This is a genomic window from Salipaludibacillus sp. HK11 (assembly GCF_047795645.1).
GTDB lineage: Bacteria > Bacillota > Bacilli > Bacillales > Salisediminibacteriaceae > Salipaludibacillus.
This window is the reverse complement of sequence record NZ_CP181045.1, coordinates 2740748-2761221: the sequence shown is the minus strand read 5'-3', so window position 1 is coordinate 2761221 and position 20474 is coordinate 2740748. Positions and strand designations below refer to the sequence as shown.

Sequence of the window (20474 nt, the reverse complement as noted above, 5' to 3'; positions counted from 1 at the left end):
TTTCGTTGCGAAATAACGTAACCATGAGAGATATTGCAAATAAAATTGGTGTAAGTAGCGTGACTGTATCAAAAGCATTAAATGATAAGGAAGGCGTTAGTGAAGAACTGCGTCTTAAAATACAGGGCATTGCTAGTGAGTTAGGCTATAGGTTTAATTCGACAGCTAAGTCAATGAAAGAAGGATTAGCTTACAATATAGGTGTGATTATCCCTGAACATTTTATCGGTGAAACACAATCATTTTATTTAAGTTTTTATCAGGAAATTACTAAGCATTTACAAAGGTACAATTATTATGGCATTTTACAGACGTTAAGTTCTCATGATGAAAAAAATCTCGTTTTGCCTGGTACTTATTACGAAAATAAAGTAGATGGCTTTATTATATTGGGGCAAATTGGAAATGAGTACCTTAACGTGTTAAAAGAAAAGGAAATTCCAGTTATTTGTCTGGATTTCTATACGGATCAAACAGAAGTGGATTGTGTAATCACAGATAATTTTTATGGAATGTATGAAATTACAAATCATCTAGTGAAGCAAGGCCACAAGGATATTGCTTTTGTAGGTAACATTTATTTTACTAGTAGTATTCAAGATAGGTATTTAGGGTATTATAAATCTCTCTTGGAACACCGCATTTCTTTAAAAGATCAATTTATTATCAATGATCGTGATGATAAAGGTGCTTTTGTCGATATTGAATTACCAGATACGCTACCAACAGCTTTTGTTTGTAACTGTGATCAAGTGGCTTATAACGTAATAACTAAATTACAAAGTCAAGGACACAGAGTTCCAGAAGATTTTTCTGTCGTTGGGTTTGATAATGATATATATTCTAGAATTTCTTCCCCTCAACTAACGACCGTTCAAGTTGATATGGCAGAAATGTCGAAAGCTGCAGTGAAGTTTGTTGTTGAGAAGGTAAAGAATCCACTTAAAACATATGGAAGAGTTTTAGTTAGAGGGAATATCATTCATAGAGACTCGGTAAAAAAAAATGATCAAAAACAGCTGGTTTCAGACAAAACTTAGAAATTTTAGCGCGTTGTTTTCTCTTTAAACGGCTAAAACTTTTTGTTTGTTGCTAAAAAATATGTTTGATAAAACAGTGCCTAATATAATGGCGCTGTTTTTATTTATACTTTAAGAATGTTTAACTTCGCTAAAGGATGAAAGTATAAGATAAACGAAGGCTTTCGCCATAATGGATTTGGCGACAAGCGAATTTTTCTAATGGGAACTAGTAAAGGATACTTTTTAACACAGCGCCTTACAGCCTGTGTGATTAAAATACAGAAAAAGTAACAAATAAATCGCTTTGAATATTGACATGCAAGCGCTTTTAAGATAATCTGTTAATGTAACTTAAACGATAAACTAAATAATTAGTTTAAAAAGCTAACTATTATACTTAGAAATGGAGATGGGAAGATGACTGTAAAGATCAAAGGTGGTAATTTAAAAAATATTCCATGGCAAGAGAAGCCAAAAGGACTAGATGCGCCAGTATGGAGACATTCTGAAAATCCGGTTATTATGAGAAATCCGGTTAAAGGTGTTGCGAGAATATTTAATAGTGCAGTGCTTGCATTTGAGGGTAAATTTATTGGAGTTTTCAGAGCGGAAACAACCAACGGTAGACCTCATCTTCATTTAGGTTATAGTGAGGATGCATTAGATTGGAAGATTGAAGAAGATCGAATTCCTTTCGTTGATGAAGATGGTAATAATTATCAACCAAATTATGCGTATGATCCGAGATTGGTAAAAGTTGAAGACACGTATTACATTATGTGGTGTACTGACTTTTATGGTGCATCGATTGGTATGGCTAAAACAAAAGATTTTAAATCATTTGTACGACTAGAAAATCCGTTTCTACCATTTAACCGAAATGGTGTATTGTTTCCGCGTAAAATAAATGGGAATTATCAATTGTTATCTCGACCGAGTGATAGTGGTCATACACCATTTGGTGATATATTCTTAAGTGAGAGTCCAGATATGACGTTTTGGGGAAAACATCGTCAAGTCATGAGTAAAGGTGGGGAAGGCTGGTGGCAGGCCGTTAAAATTGGTGGGGGGCCTGCGCCTATCGAAACATCTGAAGGTTGGTTAGTGTTCTATCATGGTGTGACGGGGACTTGTAACGGGTTTGTCTATAGCATGGGAGCGGCAATTCTAGATATTGATGAGCCGTCGAAAGTGAAGTACCGTTGCAAGACGTTTGTATTAACTCCTGAAGAATGGTACGAAGAACGTGGATTTGTTAATAATGTTATTTTTCCTTGTGCAACGTTAACGGATGACGAAACTGGAAGAATTGCTATTTATTATGGTTCAGCTGACACTTATGTTGGACTCGCTTATACTCAAGTTGATGAGATTGTTGACTTTATAAAAGAAAACCACGAAGATGTTGCGGATGATAAAGATTTAGGCAAAATGTAATAAATGGACTAACAAGATAATCTTTTCACATCTCAAAAATTTTAGAGTGAGATTTCTTATTAAGGTAGGTAGAGGGAAATGGACAGTAATTTTTTAATCACTATATATAAATATATTAAAGCTAGTATGCTGTATTGGCTTTACTTACTAAGAGGTTTGGTGGTTTATAGTTTAATTCCTTCATCCTGTGCCATTTTGCTGTTGATTAAAGATATTGAAAAGAAAAATGATGAGACAGATGATGGCGAAGAGATCTCGATCAAACAGTTATTTAAAAGCCATTACGAAAGATATACTCATCTGAAATTTCCGTCATTTATATTTACGAACGTATTATTGGTTATGTTTGCGTGCTTGTATTTAGTGAACTTGAGCGAAGGGTCCTGGGCATTGTTAATTTCAATTATTTTAATTTATTTGATCGCATTGACCCTTGCTGTTTTGACGTATACGATTCATTTTCTCGTTAAAGTGAAGGAACCGTTTATGCGAATAATAGCTTACTCTTTTACAGCAAGTGTAAAAAACATTATTATTTCGCTCGGATTGCTTGTCGTATTAGCCGTGCTATATTATGTCGGTACGATAAACCTGGTTCTTTTCATTGTAACCTTCCCATTTATATACGCATACGCAATTAAAAGTTTACTTAATAACGTAGGGATTCCGAATTTGCCCAAAACCGAATAGTGATACTAAACCAATCTGAAGTAATTACTTTAGATTGGTTTCATTTGTATGCTCTCGGCATTCTTAGTGTCAAATAGTAGAATAATCTGTTATCGAATATTACATTCTTTTCGAATTAATGTTATTATATAAATAACTAAAATAATAACAAAAATAATAAAAGATTGCTAAGAGATATTATTACAGAAAAATCTGAATAAAGGAGGAGATCAACGTGCGATTAGGTGGACCATTGTTTGGAGATACCTCAACACCAGAGAATTGGATAAAAGAACTAAATAGACAAGGTTATACTGCTGCTTTATGCCCTTTAGATCTTTAGATGCAAATGATCATGATGATACGGTCGCGTCTTATAAGCAAGCGGCTGACGATAATAATATTATCGTTGCAGAGGTTGGCGCTTGGAGTAATCCAATTAGCCCTGACAATAAGGTCCGTGCTAAAGCATTGGAACATTGTAAATCTCAGTTGGATTTAGCTGAAAGAATGGGTGCTGCCTGTTGTGTGAATATTGCAGGAGGAAGAGGGTCGCAATGGGATGGTCCCCATGAAGAGAACTTTTCGTCTGAAACATTCAATATGATTGTCGATTCAGTCAGAGAGATTCATGATGCTATCAAACCGAAATGGACGACGTACGCGTTGGAAATGATGCCATGGATTTTCCCTGATTCAGCTGAAACATATCAAGCGTTAATTAAGGCGATTGATAGAAAGGGCTTTTCAGTCCATTTTGACCCAGTCAATATGATTAACTCCCCAAGAGATTATTACAGAAACTCAGAAATTATTGGAGATTTCGTGAAAAAATTAGGTCCTTGGATAAACAATGTTCATGCAAAAGATATAAAACTTCATGGAAATCTAACTGTACATTTAGATGAAGTAATTCCTGGTCAAGGGGCGTTGAACTATCGGCGTTTGCTTACTGAACTAAACATGCTCAATAAAGATATTTCAATCATTATTGAACATTTAGGTACAGAAGCTGAGTACAATCAAGCAAGAAAATATATTCGTCATACGTCAGCGGCGTGCGGGATTAACTTATAAGGAGGTTAGTAGTTTGGCAAGAAAAAAAGTAACTATGGAACAAATAGCTAATAGTGCAGGCGTTTCCAAATATGTCGTCTCTAAAACACTCAATGGAAAACCAGGAGTAAGTGAGAAGACAAGAAAGAAAATTCTATATATTGCGCAACAACTTGGCTATGACAACTTTACGATTGAATATGAAAATAAACGACCCTCTCAAGCAACAAAAGAGACACAGTTTATGTTATGCGTCATACCAAATCGACAATATCAAGATGAGGCGATGTATTGGGCGAAAGTATTAGAAGGCATTTCACAAGGCAGTGACGAAAATGACATCGGGTTAGTTATTGTTACTGAGAAACAGCCTTATAGAGAGATGGTAAATGTAGAGAGTATTTATGGGATCATTGGTGTCGGTAAGTTATCTGAAGAGGTATTGATCAATTTAAAACAGTTGGCTGTTCCGATGGTCCTCGTTGATCACGATGATCCGCTTATCTCGGTTGACTGTATTTTTAAAGATAATTTTGAGGGTGTAAATAAACTTACGAAACACCTTATTACGCTTGAACACAAACACTTTGCGTTTGTGGGAGACTTAAACCATTCTCAAAGTTTTTATGATCGTTGGCTTGGATTTCGCACTGCTATTGAACAACATGGAAATTTGATGTTGAAAGAACCATTATCTTTTTCTTATAGCGATAGCATGAAAGAAGAGATTCATCAGTGGATCAAAAACGAAGGAGAAAAAAGTTCAGAACATTTCCCGACAGCCTTTGTATGTGCGAATGATGACATTGCGTCTGTTCTTATGAGTGAATTAAAAGCATTTGGTTATCAGGTACCAGAAGATTGTTCAGTGACCGGGTTTGACAATGTTGATTTCAGCTTGTATACCAATCCTCCATTAGCAACGATCCAAGTATTAAAAGAAGCGATTGGTAAAAGGTCTGTAACAAAACTTATATGGAGGAAAAATAACCCTGACGCCCCTAAAGAAAAGTTATTATTACGAGGTGAAATGATTATTAGGGGATCTGTCGACGTTAGTCCTGACACTAAAGGTGAGGAAAAAGCAGATGGGAAAACTAAGTAAACCAATGAGTCTGATGTAGTTTTTGTTTTTGATACAAAATTAGACAATAAATAAAACGTGTTAATATTTCAAAAAAGGAAGTGACATAATTGGAAAAGTTATTACTTAATGGTGTCTGGAATTTACGATGTACGACAGAAGAGGAATGGTTCGAGGGGAATGTTCCAGGATCAGTGTATCATGATTTGTTAACGAAAAATAAAATCGAAGACCCTTTTTATCGCGATAATGAAGATAAAATAAAAATGTTATCCGAGAATGACTATGAGTATCATCGAACGTTTCAAGTGACTGACGATTTGCTAAAAAATGATGAATTGGAGTTAGTATTTGAAGGGGTTGATACACTATCGGAAATTTATCTGAATGATACGTTGATTGCCAAGACGAATAATATGCACAGGACATATAAATTAAGTGTAAAAGAGCATCTGCTCGTTGGGATAAATCAAATCCGAATCTTATTGTTGTCACCGCTTAAATTTGTAGAAAAAATGCACAAAGAAACTCCGATTTGGGGTGTTGACGATGCGGTGGAAGGGTACCCACATTTACGTAAAGGGCACAGCATGTTCGGTTGGGATTGGGGGCCGCAACTACCAGATTTGGGTGTGTGGCGCGATGTGTATGTTCAAGGGCGATCGAAAGCTGAGTTAGAGGACATCTACATATCACAAAATCATCTTAATGACGAGAGGGTCGATTTATCAGTTAAGGTTCAATCTCGGAAGTGGTGCGACGAGAACCTTTTGTTATCCACACAACTTTATGACCCCCGTGGAAAACTTATTGCGGAAGACAAACGGGGTATTGTTGAATTAGATGGGGAAGAAACAATCACTTTCACAGTCGAACAACCAGAGAAATGGTTTCCTGTTCAGTACGGAGAGCAACCTCTTTATAAGGTACACGTACAATTAGTTTCTGGAAATGCCACAGTAGATAAAGCAGATTATAAGATTGGTTTAAGAACGATGGAGCTCGTTCAAGAAGAAGATAAATGGGGAGAATCGTTTTTCTTTAGAGTGAATGGAGTCCCGGTTTTTTCAAAAGGTGCTAACTACATTCCAGAGGATAATTTACTGCCAAGAGCAACGATTGATAAGACGGAAAGATTGATTCAAGATTGTGTAGCAGCTAATTTTAATATGATTCGAATTTGGGGTGGTGGCCATTATCCATCAGATGAGTTTTATCAGTTATGCGACCAATATGGTCTTCTCGTTTGGCAGGATTTCATGTTCGCCTGCGCTGTATACGATTTAAATGATAACTTTGCTGAAACTGTAGAAGCAGAGGTTCGTGATAATGTGAAACGGATTCGTCATCACGCATCTTTAAGTGTGTGGTGTGGAAACAACGAAATGGAAGAAGCTTGGCTTTCTTGGGATTTCCCAAAGACAGAGAAGCATAAACAAGATTATTTGACTCTCTTTGAAAAAATGATTCCTGATATCGTAGAAGAGCTAGACCCAGCTACTGCATATTGGCCTTCTTCCCCATCTTCAGGTGGCAATTTCAACGAACCAAGCGATGAAAACAAAGGAGATGTCCATTACTGGGATGTTTGGCATGGCCTGAAACCTTTTACAGATTATCGTAAATTCAATTTTAGATTCGTTTCTGAGTTTGGTTTTCAATCGTTCCCATCATTAAAAACGGTTGAAACATTTACGGAGCCAGACGACAGGAATATATTCAGTCATGTGATGGAACAACATCAAAAAAATGGCGATGCAAATGGCAAGATTCTTTATTATCTAGCGGAAAACTTCCAGTATCCTAAAGATTTTGATTCCTTGCTTTACACATCACAACTGCTGCAAGGAGAAGCAATTAAATATGGAGTAGAACATTGGCGTAGAAATATGGGAAGATCAATGGGAGCAATTTATTGGCAGTTGAATGATTGTTGGCCGGTGGCATCCTGGGCGAGCGTAGACTATTACGGAAGATGGAAAGCACTACACTACTTTGCAAAGCGATTTTTCTCGATGCTGTTAGTTTCTGCAGAGGAACACTCGCAAGGTGCTAAGATTGTGGTGACGAACGATCACATGACGTCATTTAAAGGGAAAGTTCTATGGTCACTGAGAGATGCGGATAGTGGCATCGTTGAAGAAGGGACCATGGATGCGATCGTCGAACCGGCATCAGCGCAACAAGTAATTGAGCTAGATTTTTCAGAAAAGCTTATAACCTATCAAGATCAACGAGACCATTATTTAGAATTTTCCTTAGTCAACGATGAGGAACAAATAGCAAGTCAAGGAAAAGTTCTTTTTGTTCCGGCAAAACATTTCAACTTTGTGAAACCAATACTGTCGGTAACGACGTCGGAATCTGACGTGGCGTATCACATTCACGTGACTTCAGATTTTTTTGCGAGGTATGTTGAATTGTCATGCAAAAAGATGGATGTTGTTTTTTCCGATAATTATTTTGATATTAACAAAAACGAAACGGTCACTGTCACCGTTAAAAAAGATAATACAGAAAATGGGGTCTCGCGAGAAGAATTAGCAAAAGAAATTGTTGTTAGATCTCTTGCTGACAGTTATAAATAACAATAGGGGTAGAAAGAACAGGTATAAAAACAAGTGAAATAAAAATCCCTCTCCTGTACTAAGGGGTTAAAGTAAGGTGAGGGCAAATAAATATATCAAATATAGAAGGGGATATCCTATTATTGGTTTAGTATAGCCAAATCGAAAGAAGCCTATTCAGTATTTGTTGAAATCTTCAATAGAATTTGTAGAGTCTAAGTCGCTAGTCAATTCAGAGTTTACTAAATCACCATGATGAATGACTCCCTAATGAATAAAAAGAATGCTTTTGCCAAGGTAGAGGCATCCACACCCTTATAAACACTTAGCTAATTTTCATAGGTATGACTTGTTCAGTGTAAATCTTACATTTCTTTTAAAATGACAGCGCTCAACGGCTCTAAATCGAGCGAGAGCTGCTGATCTTTCACTTCGTGTCTTCCTGTACCGTTTGCTTTACGGAACGTACCTTGAGGAATATCAGTAAGTGTAACTGTTTGTTTTTTATCGCTGCTATTTATCGCAATAATGAACCGATTAATATCATCGGTGCGTTCGAATGCAATATATTTATTTCCCTTTTCAGCTGATAGGAATCGAAATGTACCATCTTGCAGAGCTGGATGGTCTTTGCGTAACTTGATTAAGTGTTGATAGAACTCAAACATTTCACGATCTTGATGCTCTTCTTCCCAGATCATCGGTTGGCGGCAACCAGGGTCTCCGCCGCCTGTCATGCCTATTTCATCGCCGTAATAAATACACGGTGCACCCATGTAAGTGAGTTGAAATAAAGCAGCTAACTTCATGCGTGCTTTGTTGCCATCGGCGATATGAAGAAGACGTGGTGTGTCATGCGAATCCAATAGGTTAAAAGCAACTTCATTTGCTTGCTTTGGATAAGCAATTTGCATCGCATCTAACCGACTCATGAACGTCTCAGCATCAATTTCATCTTTGACAAAAAAGTCTAGAATGCTGTTTGTCACTGGATAATTCATAACGGCATCAAATTGATCACCATCAAGCCAAGCCATTGAATTATGCCAAATTTCACCTAAGATATACGCTTCTGGATTTGCTTGTTTGACCGTATCGCGGAATTCACGCCAGAAACGATGATCGACTTCATTTGCTACGTCCAAGCGCCAACCGTCGACACCGATGTCCTCTACCCAATAACGAGCGACTTCTAATAAGTACGCTTTTACTTCGGGATGTTCGGTATCAAGTTTAGGCATTTCTGGAACAAAGCCGAATGTGTCGTAGTTTAGCGGATCAGTAGACAGAGGTAGTTCTTTAATATGGAACCATTCTTTAAATCGAGATTTGTTTCCGTTCTTTAAGACATCTTGAAAAGGTGGGAAGTAGAAGCCAGAATGATTAAATACGGCATCTAACATAATGCGAATCCCTTTTTTATGAGCTTCTTTTACTAATTTTTTGGCTGTTTTATTGTCACCGAATTGAGGGTCAACTTTTAAATAATCGATCGTATCATATTTATGGTTTGAGAAAGCTTCGAAAAATGGTGTGAAATAAATACAAGTTATTCCAAGATCTTTTAAATAATCAAGGTTATCAATCACGCCTTGAAGGTCACCACCAAAGAAATTATCCCGAGTTGGAACAGATTCGTGGGTCCACGCTTCGACATTTTCAGGGTTTAAAGAAGCATCGCCGTTGGCAAAGCGTTCTGGGAAGATTTGATAAAAGACGGCATTTTTAACCCATTCCGGGGGTGTATGTACATCAATTGGATTGAGGAATGGGAATTCGAACATCCCTGAAGGTGACCAAAGCATGCCGACACCTGATGAACTTAATTCATTTTCGGTGAAACCGATCTCGTTCCAAAAAACAGTCCGGTCACCTTTTTGAAATTTAAATGCATAGGCAAAGCGGCGGAATGGTGGTTTGATTGCTACTTGATAATAGTCAAATAAACTATCTTGTGCAAAAACTTTCATCTTTATTGTTATCAATTTTTCGGGAACAAAATCGTACTTGTCTCCCCCTACCAGTGAGACCTGGTCCATATCATTACGTTTTGTTCGGACTCGAATGTGCAATGTTTCATTGTCATAGGCGTAGGCGTACTGAGATTTAGGTTGATGATAAATTGCTTCTAATAACATGAAAATCCTCCTAATGGGGGATGCCCCCGATTTTTTTCCAAAATACGTTGACCCCTTATTGAAAATGAACGCAAATAGGGCTAGAATTGAAGACAGAACAAGTAGTAATCCCAATGAATGCAATCGTTTGCGCCGAAAGGCATAAAACAACTTCATATTTATTTGTAGTATAGCATTGCGATGAAAGGGTGTCCAATGTAGATGAAGAAAACGACAGACAACATTTAAGTTAATATTGTTATAAACATCAACTAATAAAAGAAACGGGGAAGTTATATATTATGAATGATATTTTGCTATTAAACCCAGTGTTAAAAGAAAAAATATGGGGCGGGAGCAAGTTAAAAGAACATTTCGGGTATGAGATTAGTAGTGATCAAACCGGAGAGTGTTGGGGTATTTCCGGCCATGGTAATGGAACGAATACAGTAGTAAACGGACAATTTAAAGGAAAGTCTGTTCGACAATTATGGGAAAATCATCGCGAGCTTTTTGACAATGAAGAAGGCGATGAATTTCCACTTCTCGTGAAAATTATCGATGCTCAAGATGATTTGTCTGTGCAAGTTCACCCCGATGACCAGTATGCGAAAGAGCACGAAGGGTATGCATTTGGAAAAACGGAATGTTGGTACATTCTTGATAGTGAACCTGGAGCGGAACTTGTTCTTGGTCACAGTGCTAACTCTCGAGAAGAGCTAAAACAACAAGTTAATGAAAAAAAGTGGGATGAATTATTTCGACGTGTATCGGTCAAAGCTGGAGATTTTGTTTATGTTCCAAGTGGAACGGTCCATGCAATTGGCAGCGGTGTGCTACTTCTTGAAATTCAACAAAGCTCCGACATTACTTACCGTTTTTATGATTATGATCGTCCGGGACAAGATGGGAAGATGCGTGAACTTCATATTGATGATTCCATTGCTTGTTCCATGGTTCCTCATGAAGATGCGAAACTAGATCGCCCTTTGTGGAAAGAAGAAGGGTTAGTTGTCGAGCAACTCATTAAAGAAGATTACTTTACGGTTCATAAATGGACGTTGGAAAAGAATTTGGGATCACTAAAACGTTCTAATACATCTTACCAACTTGTTAGTGTTATCGACGGTGCTGGTCAAATTCAAACGGAGGAATCCGTTCATCTAGTAAAAAAAGGAGATCATTTTATCATTCCATCTGGCGTCAATCACTATGAATTAACTGGAGACTTGGTTTTAGTAGTGTCTGAAACAACTAAAAATTAGTTAGCATAAAGTCAACATAATACGAAAAATACCAAAAAGTCCTCTTAGCTGGTTAGGAGGGCTTTTTAGTATTTAGATTTACTACGTTCATTTATACTGAATTTCTTTATTTTCGAGAATAGAGCGAAGTAGAATATCGTCAGAGTTCATGTTTTCAATATGTTTTATTTCCATCATTACTTTTATTTCCTTTAAATTATCTTGAATAGTTTTGAGGTTTGACTCTTGTTCAAACAGGTGTTCGTTTATCTCTTCTAGATCCTCTTGCTTTATCATTGTTTTTTCAATCACGGACAGTTTATGCATTATCACCTTGATTAAATCTAATTCATTCATTATACTCCTCCTGATAAATTGACTATCAAACCAGAATTGTCATTGGGTAGTAGGGAGACCGGCTATGGTTGTTGATGTAGCCACAGGATCTTTCGTAGATACTTGATTTTGCTGAGGTGGATTCGAATCGTTGGATGAAGAATCAGGAGAAGATTCCGGTTTAGCTGGAATATGAACACGTTGTTCTTGGTCCTTCATTTTTTTCATTTGTAAAAAGGTGACATTTTCAGCGATTGCGTCAGGTACAGTCAAACGTTTTTGATTGTCAACATCAAATGACCTCATCTGCAGTCTACCAGTGACAGAGATGAGCGACCCTTTAGTACAGAAATCTGCGACAGTTTCCGCTAGTTTATTCCACGATACTAATTGAATGAAGTCAGTGTCATAGTCCCCAGATTGATTTTTAAATGGTCTTCTTACTGCTAATGTAAAGCGAGTGTAATTTGATCCTTCTCTTGTTGTTTGTAATTGCGGAGTTTTCGTCATACGGCCGATTAAAGTAAATTGATTAAACATAATATTTTTCACTCCTTAGGGTAGTTGTATAGTTTCGAGGGTAATATGAAGCGCGGTTGTACGAAAGTTTAAAATTGAGGAAGGGACAGTTACCAAGTCAATAAAAGTAATGAAGCTATTGTGGGAATAAGAATTGTTAACAAATAAGGTTTAACACCTCCTTTAGGCATTAGGTAGATGAGGAGAGGGAACATGAGATGAATTTTATGAAAGTTTTTCCCTCATGAAAAGAGTTTAGTGTTTAACTTTTAGAATGCGCTCGTCTCAATGGTGCAATAAGTTATGAGTGATTTCTGCTGAGATAAGTGTAGGAAGCTCTTAGAGGATAAGAGTTAAGTTAACCACAATGGCCTTGGAGAATTATGTATTATTAGGCCAAGAGATGTATTATTAAAACGAAGCTAAGGTGAAAAAAATCTAAGTTGAGGATCGTTTAACAAACGGGGATATATTCATATGAAAAGGGTAGAATAGTTTGGATCTCATTTCTATAGTTGTATCTTATTGGATATAAATACAATATGCAATGGATCTTTAGGACTATTATCTAGAATCAAAATGTTACAATTTTGTGAAGGATAATTGTTTAAATTAGAATATAAGGAAGCGTTATCATCACTGCGGTGTATAAGATCTTATTTGTCGAAATAATCAGATTAAAAGGAATTGACGAATGATTCATCGGTTGTTATATTAAAAATGTAGGCTTAACCTACAGATTTTTAACGAAGGGATTGTGTTAAGAATATGCATGGGAAAGTAAAATGGTTTAATGCCGAAAAAGGATTTGGATTTATTGAACGCGAAGATGGTGATGATGTTTTCGTTCATTATTCAGCGATTGATCAAGATGGTTTTAAAACATTAGAAGAAGGTCAAGATGTTCAGTTTGAAATTGTTGAAGGTACTCGAGGACCACAAGCTTCAAATGTAGTTAAGATATAAACGTGCAACGCTGAAGTTAAAGATTGTTTTTATAATAGTTAAGCAATGTACAGTTTTTGTCAGGAGTAATTTATGTGCACTCGTTTTACTCAACTAGTAAACCAATTATATACTGAAAAAGTATTTAGCAGAAGCAATTGATTAAAACCTATATGTGTTAAAAATTTATAATGAGAAAACCCGTCTTCCATAAGTTTACTGGAAAACGGGTTTTCGTCTCCATTGTCTCTTTAAAATTAAAATTCAATCAAAAGTATGTTAAGATGATATAAACCACAAAGCCTCCAAATTATCGTCTGCTAGAATAAACTCTAAATTTTATAAATAATTTCGACAAAAAATTTAATTTTTATTTATGTTTAAGCAGGAATATAATGAGGGAATGTGGAATATTAGATACATAACCGAAAGGAGGAATTTGCTTATGAATTTTAATATTCGTGGCGAAAACCTAGATATTACTCCAGCATTGAGAGAGTATGTCGAGAAAAAGGTAGGTAAGATTGAAAAGTATTTCGATACGGTTCCTTCATCTGATGTACATGTTAAAATGAGTGTATTAAACAAGAATCAAAAAGTAGAAATTACGATTCCTATGCCGAAACTATTGTTACGTGCTGAGGAAAAGCATTCTGACATGTATGCTGCCATTGATCTTGTAATAGAAAAATTAGAACGACAAATTCGAAAACATAAAACAAAAGTAAATCGCAAGTATCGCGGTGAAGATAGTTTAAAGTATATGTTTAAAAATGAGCTAGAGCCATTAGCAGACGAAGAACCAGAGGATGACGATGATTTCGAAGTAGTTCGTACAAAACGATTTGATCTGAAACCGATGGACGCGGAAGAAGCTATTTTGCAAATGGACATGCTAGGCCATAACTTCTTTGTATTCTCAAATGCCGTTAGTGGATTTACAAACGTTGTATATAAAAGAAAAGATGGACGTTACGGTTTAATTGAACCTGAATAAAACGATTATAAAAAAGTGCTTCCCATTGGGAGGCACTTTTTTTGGTGGTAATTTGTGTTAAGAGGAAATGGTTGGAATTGTGACGTTCAGAGCGCGAGGGTGAGATGAAGGGCAGTAAAACGAGCGATTAGATAAGTGACATTCAGTTGGAGTGAACACAGATGATCAAAAAAACCCGTCGGAAAATATTCCGACGGGAAAAAATAAACTTTCAGAACTTAAGATTTCCTTTCAATTACTTCACGATACGAACGCGGTCCGTTTCGCCTCTTTCTGTATGGCCAGCTTTTTCAATCTTCACGGACTGTTCTTCACTTAAATTCGTAAAGATGATTGGAGTAATAACAGATGGCGCTTTTTCACGAATGCTATCAATGTCAAAAGTGAGAAGCGGCTGACCAATTGTTACGTTATCCCCTTGTTCTACATGAGCAGTGAAACCTTCACCTTTCAAGTTGACAGTATCGATTCCAACATGAATGAGAATTTCTGTACCATCTGCTGCTTCGATGCCAATCGCGTGCTTCGTTGCGAATAAGTTTACGATTTTTCCATCTACAGGAGATACAACCTCACCATCTGCAGGTTCAATAGCAAAACCGTCACCCATCATTTTTTCGGCAAACATTTGATCTGGTACTTCAGAAAGCTCTTTAATCTCACCTTTTAAAGGCATGGATAACGCGACATTACTTACAACAGATGCTGGAGATTCATTCGAAACCTCTTCTTCAGGTACTGGTGTCTTTCCACTAATAATGTCTTCCATTTGACTTTTGATTGTTTCAGAACGTGGGCCAAAAATGGCTTGCATATTATCATTTACTTGCATGACACCTGAAGCGCCAAGTTTTTTCAATCTATCTTTATCGACTTGCTCAACATCTTTTACGCTTATACGAAGACGAGTAATACAAGCATCTAAGTGAGTTAAGTTGTCCTTGCCGCCAAAGGCTTTAAGGATTTCATGAGGAAGTTCTGTATTTCCTGTTTTTTTAGCTGGTCCTGAACCATTGTCTTCTTCGGGCTTTTCACGACCAGGAGTCATTAAGTTGAATTTCTTGATCATGAATGTGAATAGCACATAGTAAATCACCGCAAAGATGATACCGACTATGATGACGATCCACCATGGCTCTCGACCTGGAACTACACCGAATAGTAAGAAGTCAATCGCACCACCTGAGAAGGTGTAACCTAAATTGACGTTCAGCCAGTATAATATCACGAAGGAGAGGCCGTCTAATGCAGCGTGAATTACAAATAGTACTGGTGATAAAAACAAGAAAGAAAATTCAATTGGTTCTGTTATCCCTGTTAAGAAAGAAGTTAAAGCGGCAGAACCTAAAAGTCCACCAACGACTTTTTTATTTTCTGGACGAGCTTGATGATACATAGCAAGTGCAGCAGCTGGGAGACCAAACATCATAATCGGGAATTCCCCAGCCATAAAGTGACCAGCTGTAATATCAACACCGTCACTCAACTGTGCGAAGAAGATGTTTAAATCCCCGCGGACGATATCACCTGCAACATTCGTATATTGGCCAAATTCAAACCAAAATGGAGCATGGAAAATATGGTGAAGACCAAATGGAATCAATAAACGTTTAATGAAACCAAAGAAGAACACGGCAACTGTCATCGCTTCTTCCATTAAGAAGATTGATGCAGCGTTCATACCGTCTTGAATGGGAGGCCAAATAAAGAATAAAGCGACCCCGACAAAGAATGACGCAAAAGCTGTAACAATAGGAACAAATCGTTTCCCCGAGAAGAAACCTAAGAATGCAGGCAATTCGATTGTGAAATACCTGTTATAAGCCCACGCAGCAAGAGCACCAATAAGAATACCACCGAATACCCCTGTTTGAAGTGTTGGAATACCTAAGACAAGTGCGTGTGCAGGGTCTTCGCCAGCAATAACGCTATCGACAGTTAACCCACCAATAACACCCATTGTCATATTCATTACTAGAAAACCAACTAAAGCGGCGAGAGCGGCAACACCAGCCCCATTTGTTAACCCAACGGCAACACCGAGAGCAAAGATAATTGCTAGGTTATCAAAGACAATTCCCCCAGCTTGTTCCATCATATTACCTAGAGAAGCAAAAAAATCATTCGCTAAAAAAGGTAAGAGGTTAATCATGTTTTCGTTGCCCATTGCATTACCAAATGCAAGTAATAAACCGGCAGCTGGTAAGATTGCTACTGGTAACATTAGTGATTTACCAATACGCTGCAATTGCCCAAAAAGTTTCTTGAACATTTTAATATCCTCCTTTTAAATTTAATGAAATGTTTTGGAATGGAAGTGATAGTAATCAAAACAACAAAAAAGGCATGAACGAAAAAGAATGTAGGTGACCCTAGAAGAGAATAGACTTCTCTCATAGGCTTTCCACTACAATCCTTTTTCACTCATGCCTGCATAATTAAACCAGTAACACGGAAAAAGAGTCGTTTTTAAACGGAATTCCGATTTATTATTCATTTTTCAATCGCTGTAAATGCAAGGTTAAGTAAACGGCCTCCGCGTCAGGAACTGTCAATTGTAAACGTTGTTGCATGATTTTCATCAACTTCCAGGACAAAGTATAGCATAATGGATATTCAGCTTGCAATACCTTTTTTAAATTATCCTGATTTTCGATGTAGGACTCTGTCTGAATACGTTCAATAGCGTGATGTAAATGACGAACAAGTCTGAGATAATTCATATCTTTACGGCTGATTTTCAATTTAAAATAATCCTCAATAATCGTCACCAATTCACTTACAAGTTGTGTATGGCGATTAATTTCAGCTAAGTTTCTGTTCGTTAAAGCGCTATGAATATGGAGTGTAATAAATCCGATTTCACCTTTGGGGATAATAATGTTTAATTTTTTATTTAACCACTCAATTAATTCAGTAGCAGCAGCGAATTCTTGAGGGTATGCCAGTTCCGTTTCCTGTAAAAAAGGATTAGTAATCCCATGACCTTTGCGAATTCGCTTGATTGCAAAGTAAAGGTGATCAGTCAATCCAACATGAATGTGTTCATGCAACTTTGCGCCAAAACGACTCTCTAACTTCTCAGTAAATTCATTCATTAAACCAATAAAATCTTCGTCAATGTATTCAAGTAAACTCTTAAACTGTTTTTGTTCTTCAGCATCTTTTAAAACGAAAAACTTTTCAGCGTGTTCTCCAGCAACTTCTTGCCCTGGGTGCTTTCCGAAGCCTAATCCTTTTCCGATCAAAACGACTTCACCGTATTGACGATGCTCGGCGATAATGACGTTGTTATTTAATATTTTCTTTACGGACAGCATAGCATCATCTCCGAAAAACATAGTCAAACGTATTAGAAATCCTTAAAACGCCTGCGAACTTTTATTACTAAATATTATGTAAGGTAACTAACTTTCTTGAATGGAAAGAAAGTTAACAGTAGTATTATTATAGATAATAGTCACCTTCAGTTCAATGTAAATTTCACTAAGTATTATACAGACTACTTTTACAGCCGTAAAAAAGTGTTCAATGCTCTTGTCTGCTTGTAAGCTTTAAGGCAAACTGATAAAATAACTAGTAGCCTGAAGTCAGTGGATTTACTTGAAAATTTATTAAGTGAAGGGTGAGTAAGTATTTTAAGTGGTTCGTCTTTTAACTTTTTAGTACTTTAGGAATGTTTAACTTTGCTATAGGATTAAAGTATAAGATAAACTAAGGCTTTCGCCATGAAGGATTTGGCGAGAATCCAAGTTTTTCTAGTATGCTAAAAGAAACGGATCGTTACACCCATTACAAGTAAGACTATCATATAACTATAGAAAAAACGAAAAGGGAGCAATGTCCGATGTTAGGTTTATTAAGAAAGGTCATTGGAGATACGGATGCACGCCATTTAAAGAAGTTGCAAAAATATATTGATGATATCGAAGCTCAAGGCGAAGATATTAAGAAACTTAGTGATGATGGACTTCGCAAAAAAACTGATGGTTTTAAACAACGGTACCAAGATGGCGAGAAACTAGAAGCTCTCCTTCCAGAAGCGTTTGCGGTTGTTCGAGAAGGAGCAACAAGGTCACTTGGGATGACGCATTATCCTGTACAATTATTGGGTGGTATTGTCCTGCATCGCGGTGATATTTCAGAAATGAAAACCGGAGAAGGTAAAACGCTCGTAGCGACACTTGCTGTATATTTAAATGCAATTACAGGTAAAGGCGTCCACGTTGTTACTGTTAATGAATATTTAGCTCGGCGTGATGCTGCAGACATGGGAGAATTGTATAACTTCCTAGGATTAACTGTAGGGCTTAATTTAAGTGGAATGACTAAGGAAGAAAAACATGAAGCGTATTTAGCGGATGTAACTTATGGTACAAACAACGAATTCGGGTTTGATTATTTGCGTGACAACATGGTGACTTATAAAGAGCAGATGGTTCAGCGACCATTGCACTTTGCAATTGTCGATGAAGTGGATTCCATTTTAGTTGATGAAGCGAGAACACCATTAATCATTTCTGGTTCAGCTCAACGAACGACTGAACTGTATACGGCAGCAAACTCTTTCGTGCGTATGTTAACAGAGGAGGAGGATTATACGTACGACGAAAAAGCTAAAAATGTGCAGATGACCGATGCTGGAGTAAGTAAAGCAGAACGTGCTTTTAATATTGATAACCTCTTCGACTCTGAGCATGTGCAGTTAAATCACCATATTAACCAAGCATTGAAAGCACATAAAGTGATGATTCGAGATGAAGACTATGTTGTTGATGATAGTGAAGTAGCGATTGTAGACACGTTCACAGGGCGTTTAATGAAAGGGCGACGTTATAGTGATGGACTTCATCAAGCCATAGAAGCAAAAGAAGGATTAGAGATCAAACGTGAGAGTATGACACTCGCTTCGATTACTTTTCAAAACTATTTCAGAATGTACGAAAAACTTGCTGGAATGACTGGAACAGCTAAAACGGAAGAAGAAGAATTCCGTAACATTTATGGGATGAATGTATATTCTGTTCCGACAAATGAACCTGTCGTTCGAGAAGATAAGCCGGACTTAGTCTTTAAATCAATGAATGGAAAATTTAAAGCAATCATCGAAGAAATTCATGAGTTGCACGACAAAGGTCAACCTGTCCTTGTTGGTACCGTGAGTGTTGATACATCTGAGTTGATTTCAAACATGTTAAAAAAGAAGAAAGTGCCACATAATGTTTTGAATGCGAAAAATCATGAACATGAAGCTGAAATTATTGAAAATGCTGGTCAGCCTAAAGCGGTTACGATTGCTACAAACATGGCTGGTCGTGGAACGGATATTAAGTTAGGTAAAGGTGTGACAGAACTAGGAGGTTTATTTGTTTTAGGTACCGAACGGCATGAAAGTCGTCGAATTGATAATCAACTTCGTGGTCGTTCAGGTCGTCAAGGTGATCCCGGTCAGTCTCGTTTTTTCCTATCACTTGAAGACACTTTGATGCGCAGATTTGGCTCAGAAAATATGGGTAAAATGATGGAACGTATGGGAATGGATGAAGATCAGCCGATTGAAAGTAAACTCGTCTCACGTGCAGTAGAACAGGCACAAAAACGAGTCGAAGGAAATAACTTCGATGCTCGTAAACAATTACTTCAATACGACGATGTCATGAGAGAGCAACGTGACGTGATCTATGAACAACGAATGGAAGTACTTGAGTCAGAAAATTTACGCCCAGTAGTTGAAAAAATGCTGGAGTCTACTGTAGAAAGAAACGTGTCACTTTATACTCCACCGGATGAAGTTCCGGAAGACTGGAACCTTCAAGGCATTGTCGACGTCATTAATGCAACAGTTTTAAATGAACAAGAAGTGACGTTAAGTGAGATTGAAGGACTTGAGTCAGAAGAAATGGTCGAGTTGATTAACGAAAAAGTTCAAGATGAATACAATCGACGTGAGGAAGAATTCACTTCTGAAACGATGCGTGAATTCGAACGAGTCATTCTTTTGCGTACGGTTGACTCAAAGTGGACCAGCCACATTGACCAAATGGATCAGTTACGACAAGGGATTCATTTACGCGCTTACGGTCAAAACGATCCACTTCGTGAATATAAATTCGAAGGTTTTGAAATGTTTGAAGCGATGATCGCAAGTATTGAAGAAGAAGTTTCTCGATATATTATGAAGGCACAAATTCAATCAAACTTGGAACGTAAGCAAGTAGCTGAAGGCAAAGCTGTTCATCGAAGTACGACAGATAACAGTAAAGAAGCAAAGTCGAAAACCCCTTTCCGTAAGGGAGAAACGATCGGTAGAAACGATATTTGTCCGTGCGGATCAGGAAAAAAATATAAACAGTGTCATGGGAAATAAATCAAACTTGAAAATGTAGGAAGGTGCTTTGGTCAAAGCGCCTTCTCCTTTTTGATAGTTGACAAACAAGTATAGAATGTTTTAACCAGGTGTGATCAAAAAATCAGTTAGAGG

At 37.2% G+C, this 20474-nt stretch carries 15 protein-coding genes; 10 read left to right on the top strand and 5 right to left on the bottom strand.

Features of this window, described 5'->3' with window-relative positions:
• Window positions 1-5 precede the first annotated feature (5 nt).
• The 6 genes from ACM26V_RS13385 (at window position 6) to ACM26V_RS13360 (ending at window position 7856) form a co-directional block, all read left to right on the top strand.
• Window positions 6-1040 carry a substrate-binding domain-containing protein gene (locus tag ACM26V_RS13385; protein WP_416147210.1) on the top strand — a complete coding sequence of 345 codons (1035 nt, stop codon included), beginning with the start codon at window positions 6-8 and terminating at the stop codon, window positions 1038-1040.
• A 399-nt stretch (window positions 1041-1439) separates the two neighbouring features.
• Window positions 1440-2459, top strand: coding sequence for a glycosylase (locus ACM26V_RS13380; protein ID WP_416147209.1), 1020 nt, complete (start codon window positions 1440-1442; stop codon window positions 2457-2459).
• Between the two features lie 78 nt (window positions 2460-2537).
• Window positions 2538-3149: a hypothetical protein gene (locus tag ACM26V_RS13375; protein ID WP_416147208.1), complete on the top strand. Its 612-nt coding sequence runs from the start codon at window positions 2538-2540 to the stop codon at window positions 3147-3149.
• Between the two features lie 303 nt (window positions 3150-3452).
• Window positions 3453-4205 carry a sugar phosphate isomerase/epimerase family protein gene (locus ACM26V_RS13370; protein ID WP_416147207.1) on the top strand — a complete coding sequence of 251 codons (753 nt, stop codon included), beginning with the start codon at window positions 3453-3455 and terminating at the stop codon, window positions 4203-4205.
• 13 nt (window positions 4206-4218) lie between these two features.
• Window positions 4219-5289 carry a LacI family DNA-binding transcriptional regulator gene (locus tag ACM26V_RS13365; RefSeq protein WP_416147206.1) on the top strand — a complete coding sequence of 357 codons (1071 nt, stop codon included), beginning with the start codon at window positions 4219-4221 and terminating at the stop codon, window positions 5287-5289.
• Window positions 5290-5378: 89 nt separating this feature from the next.
• A complete protein-coding gene (locus ACM26V_RS13360) occupies window positions 5379-7856 on the top strand; it encodes a beta-mannosidase (RefSeq protein WP_416147205.1) in 2478 nt (825 codons plus the stop codon).
• Window positions 7857-8200: 344 nt separating this feature from the next.
• Here the strand turns inward: ACM26V_RS13360 and ACM26V_RS13355 are convergent, their stop codons facing one another.
• Window positions 8201-9973, bottom strand: coding sequence for an alpha-glycosidase (locus ACM26V_RS13355; RefSeq protein WP_416147204.1), 1773 nt, complete (start codon window positions 9971-9973; stop codon window positions 8201-8203).
• A gap of 281 nt (window positions 9974-10254) precedes the next feature.
• Between ACM26V_RS13355 and manA the strand changes: the two genes are divergently transcribed.
• Window positions 10255-11217, top strand: coding sequence for a mannose-6-phosphate isomerase, class I (manA, locus tag ACM26V_RS13350; RefSeq protein WP_416147203.1), 963 nt, complete (start codon window positions 10255-10257; stop codon window positions 11215-11217).
• A gap of 87 nt (window positions 11218-11304) precedes the next feature.
• Here the strand turns inward: manA and ACM26V_RS13345 are convergent, their stop codons facing one another.
• Both ACM26V_RS13345 and ACM26V_RS13340 read right to left on the bottom strand, forming a co-directional pair.
• A complete protein-coding gene (locus tag ACM26V_RS13345) occupies window positions 11305-11553 on the bottom strand; it encodes a hypothetical protein (RefSeq protein WP_416147202.1) in 249 nt (82 codons plus the stop codon).
• 39 nt (window positions 11554-11592) lie between these two features.
• On the bottom strand, window positions 11593-12072 hold the full coding sequence (locus tag ACM26V_RS13340) for a single-stranded DNA-binding protein (RefSeq protein ID WP_416147201.1): 480 nt from the start codon (window positions 12070-12072) through the stop codon (window positions 11593-11595).
• 747 nt (window positions 12073-12819) lie between these two features.
• On the opposite strand from ACM26V_RS13340, the gene ACM26V_RS13335 reads away from it, so the two are divergent.
• Window positions 12820-13017 (top strand): cold shock domain-containing protein, encoded by a 198-nt coding sequence (locus tag ACM26V_RS13335; protein ID WP_416147200.1) that lies wholly within the window; start codon window positions 12820-12822, stop codon window positions 13015-13017.
• 424 nt (window positions 13018-13441) lie between these two features.
• Entirely contained in the window at window positions 13442-13993 is a 552-nt protein-coding gene (hpf, locus tag ACM26V_RS13330; RefSeq protein ID WP_416147199.1) for a ribosome hibernation-promoting factor, HPF/YfiA family, read from the top strand.
• Between the two features lie 235 nt (window positions 13994-14228).
• Here hpf and ptsG read toward each other — a convergent pair whose 3' ends face one another.
• A complete protein-coding gene (ptsG, locus tag ACM26V_RS13325) occupies window positions 14229-16265 on the bottom strand; it encodes a glucose-specific PTS transporter subunit IIBC (protein WP_416147197.1) in 2037 nt (678 codons plus the stop codon).
• Between the two features lie 217 nt (window positions 16266-16482).
• Complete coding sequence (gene glcT, locus ACM26V_RS13320; protein ID WP_416151881.1) at window positions 16483-17313, bottom strand: glucose PTS transporter transcription antiterminator GlcT; 831 nt, start codon at window positions 17311-17313, stop codon at window positions 16483-16485.
• A 527-nt stretch (window positions 17314-17840) separates the two neighbouring features.
• On the opposite strand from glcT, the gene secA reads away from it, so the two are divergent.
• Entirely contained in the window at window positions 17841-20360 is a 2520-nt protein-coding gene (secA, locus tag ACM26V_RS13315) for a preprotein translocase subunit SecA (RefSeq protein ID WP_416147196.1), read from the top strand.
• The last annotated feature ends 114 nt before the right edge of the window (window positions 20361-20474 follow it).

Coding starts and splice junctions, on each gene's coding strand:
- ACM26V_RS13355 (WP_416147204.1), bottom strand. CDS start 9,973: ATGTTATTAGAAGCAATTTATCATCAACCTAAATCTCAGTACGCCTAC.
- hpf (WP_416147199.1), top strand. CDS start 13,442: ATGAATTTTAATATTCGTGGCGAAAACCTAGATATTACTCCAGCATTG.
- secA (WP_416147196.1), top strand. CDS start 17,841: ATGTTAGGTTTATTAAGAAAGGTCATTGGAGATACGGATGCACGCCAT.
- ACM26V_RS13380 (WP_416147209.1), top strand. CDS start 1,440: ATGACTGTAAAGATCAAAGGTGGTAATTTAAAAAATATTCCATGGCAA.
- ACM26V_RS13345 (WP_416147202.1), bottom strand. CDS start 11,553: ATGAATGAATTAGATTTAATCAAGGTGATAATGCATAAACTGTCCGTG.
- ACM26V_RS13340 (WP_416147201.1), bottom strand. CDS start 12,072: ATGTTTAATCAATTTACTTTAATCGGCCGTATGACGAAAACTCCGCAA.
- ACM26V_RS13335 (WP_416147200.1), top strand. CDS start 12,820: ATGCATGGGAAAGTAAAATGGTTTAATGCCGAAAAAGGATTTGGATTT.
- ptsG (WP_416147197.1), bottom strand. CDS start 16,265: ATGTTCAAGAAACTTTTTGGGCAATTGCAGCGTATTGGTAAATCACTA.
- ACM26V_RS13370 (WP_416147207.1), top strand. CDS start 3,453: ATGCCCTTTAGATCTTTAGATGCAAATGATCATGATGATACGGTCGCG.
- glcT (WP_416151881.1), bottom strand. CDS start 17,313: ATGCTGTCCGTAAAGAAAATATTAAATAACAACGTCATTATCGCCGAG.
- manA (WP_416147203.1), top strand. CDS start 10,255: ATGAATGATATTTTGCTATTAAACCCAGTGTTAAAAGAAAAAATATGG.
- ACM26V_RS13375 (WP_416147208.1), top strand. CDS start 2,538: ATGGACAGTAATTTTTTAATCACTATATATAAATATATTAAAGCTAGT.